The sequence below is a fragment of the Intrasporangium sp. genome, from assembly GCF_032907665.1.
In the GTDB taxonomy this organism is placed as follows: Bacteria; Actinomycetota; Actinomycetes; order Actinomycetales; family Dermatophilaceae; genus Intrasporangium.
This window is the reverse complement of record NZ_JAJJPG010000150.1, coordinates 1-2,827: the sequence shown is the minus strand read 5'-3', so window position 1 is coordinate 2,827 and position 2,827 is coordinate 1. Positions and strand designations below refer to the sequence as shown.

Below are 2,827 nucleotides of genomic sequence, written 5' to 3'. Positions count from 1 at the left end.
GGGTGGCGGGCCATCGCCGTCGGTCGCGACGAGGACGTCCCCCACGCGTGGGCCGTGCTCACCGCCGCGACGGTGGGAGGCATGCGATGACGCGCCGACGGTGGCGGATCACCATCCTCGCGGCCCTGGCGACGCTCGCCGCGGTCTACCCGATCACGAGCCTCTTCACGAGCGCGGAGTGGCTGCCGGAGTCGATGTTCGTCATCGGGCTCACGGCCGCCCTGGGGCTGCTGCTGCGCGGCCTGTTCCGGTCCCGGCTGCTCATCCTGCTCATCCAGCTCGTCATCGTCGTCTACGTCGTGCTCGCCCGCTTCACGCGCGAGACCTTCTCGTGGGGCATGCCCACGACGGAGACCATCGAGCTGCTCAACACGCTGGGCCTCGAGGCGCTCGAGACGATCCAGCGGCACTCCGCCCCGGCGCCCCTCACCGACGGTGTCACCTTCTACCTCGTCGGCGCCGTCGCCCTCATCGCCGTCCTCGTCGACGCGATGGCCGCGACCTGGCGTGCGCCGGCTGCGGCGGGGCTGCCCCTGCTGACCGCCTATCTCATCACCGCGGCCAACGGCAACGCCGCCTCGGCCGTGCGCTACTTCGTCGTCCCGGTGGCCCTCTGGCTCGTCATGCTGCACACCACGGCGCGGGCGAACTTCTCCCGCTGGGGGACGACGAGCGCCAGTGACCTCGCCAGCTCCCAGGGCGGTGGCGGCGAAGGCGGGTCGGGCGGCAGGCTCGGCGGCCTGGCCGGGCGCCTCGGCGGCCGGGGTCACAGTCCGTCGGGCAGCTCGGACGACTCGTCGGCGCTGCGGGCGCTCACCGGTGGCGCGGCCCGACTCGGTGCCGTCGCCGTCGTCGCGGCGCTGCTCGTGCCCGCGCTCGTCCCGCACTTCCCGCCGCGCTACCTCACCGACGGCCTCGGCCGCACGACCGGGTCCGGTGGCAACGGGACGGTCGGCTTCAACGACACCGTCGACCTGCGCAACAGCCTGGTGAACTCCGACCAGACCCCGATCCTGCGCTACACGACGACCGGGCCGGCCAACGCGCCGCTCCGCGCCGTGGCCACGTCGTACTACTCCAACGGCGAGTGGCGGGTCGCCGGGCGGTCCGGGCAGGGCCCCGACCGGCCCGTGCCGCTCGAGTCGTCGCCCGACCGCCGCGACTACATCATGACGGTGAGCAACAACATCCTGAAGGCGCCTCGCCTGGCGGCGCCCTTCCCCGTGGTGACTCCGGCGATCAGCGGCACGCCCTTCGCCATCGACCCGATCACGCGGGACATCCGGGTGGAGCGCACGGTCGACAGCTATGAGGTCACCTACGCCCAGCTGAACCCGGTGCCCGAGGACCTGCGCAACGCCGGCGCCCCGCGGTCCCCCGACATCGTCGACGAGGACCTCGCCCTGCCCGACGTCGCCGAGGACCTCATCCGCGACTGGGCCGACGAGGTCACACGGGGTCAGACCAACGCCTACGACAAGGCCGTCGCGATCCAGGCCCATCTGCGCGACACGTCGACCTACCGCTACAGCCTCGACCTCGGCCCGGCCCCGCGGGACGAGGACGGTCGACGGCTCGACCCCATCACCGCGTTCTACGAGACGCGGCTCGGCTACTGCACGCAGTTCGCCACGGCGATGATCATGCTCGCCCGGGCCGAGGGCATCCCCGCCCGGATGGCCATCGGGTTCCTTCCCGGCACCCGCGACAGCAGCGCCTACATCGTCAAGGCCTCCGACGCCCACGCCTGGCCGGAGCTGTACTTCGAGGGCGCCGGCTGGCTGCGCTTCGAGCCGACGGCCACGCGGTCCGGCCCGCCCACCTACTCCCTCAACTCCGAGGTGACGCCCGGTGGCGGCCAGACCGCGGGCGAGACCGAGCCCACCGGGACCGCGACCCCGACGGACCGGCGCCGCGAGCTCGACGAGGGCCAGGAGCTCGGGACCTCCGCGCCGACGTCGTGGTGGGACGAGTGGCTGACCGGCGTCAACCTCGTCGTCCTCATCTCCGTCCTCGTCGTCGTGGTGGGCACCTTCCTCATGCCGGTCACGGCGTGGGTCGTGCGGGCCCTGCGCCGGCGGCGGGCCGCGACGCGGCAGGACCTCGTCGAGATCGAGTGGCAGGCGCTCATGACGCACCTCAGCGACCTCGGCCTGTCCGCCCCGCCGGGAGCGACGCTGCGCACCGCCCGGGAGCGCTACATCACCGACGGCCACCTCGACGGCGAGCACGCCACCGCGATGCGCCGGGTCACCACGACGCTCGAGCGCGCCCGCTACGACCGGCCCGAGCGGACCACACCGGAGCAGACCGAGGAACTGCACCGCGACATCCGCTCGATCCGGCGCGAGGTGTCGAGGACGCGATCCTGGACCACGCGGGCCAAGTCGTTCCTCTGGCCCACGGAGGGCGTCTCGGTGTGGCGCGGGCTGGTGAACCGGGTGAGGCGTCGGCGGCCGGGGTCCTAGCTCGGTGTGCGGCCGAGCAGGGCGGGGACGATCTGCGCGAGGGCTGCGTCGATCTCGTCGGCGCAGCGGCGGGCGGCCTTGGCGCCTCGCCGGTGCGGGTCGCTGACGTCCCACGTCATCGAGTCGGGCTTGCTGACCCGCTGCGCCTCTGCGGTGAGTGCCGGGCCGGTGGGGACGGTTGGGCCTGGCGGTAGCCGGTCGATGGCGTCGGCGAACTGGTGCAGGCCGAGGACCTTCGGGGCGTGGGCCGGAAAGGCGTCGAAGATGCGCATCCTGATGGCGAACTCGAAGGTGAGGACGAGGTCGGCCTCCTCGATGAGGTCCGCGGTGAGGGAGCGGCTCACGTGGCCGTCGGGGTC

Annotated in this window: 1 protein-coding gene and 1 pseudogene; one reads left to right on the top strand and one right to left on the bottom strand. The window is 73.1% G+C overall.

What is annotated here, in order from left to right:
* Nucleotides 1-86 precede the first annotated feature (86 nt).
* Complete coding sequence (locus LOY02_RS16465) at nt 87-2,468, top strand: transglutaminaseTgpA domain-containing protein (protein WP_317183455.1); 2,382 nt, start codon at nt 87-89, stop codon at nt 2,466-2,468.
* Here the strand turns inward: LOY02_RS16465 and LOY02_RS16460 are convergent.
* Nucleotides 2,465-2,827 (bottom strand): annotated as a pseudogene (locus LOY02_RS16460) (low molecular weight phosphatase family protein); the annotation flags it as partial. The gene LOY02_RS16465 and the pseudogene LOY02_RS16460 overlap by 4 nt on opposite strands.

Coding starts and splice junctions, on each gene's coding strand:
- LOY02_RS16465 (WP_317183455.1), top strand. CDS start 87: ATGACGCGCCGACGGTGGCGGATCACCATCCTCGCGGCCCTGGCGACG.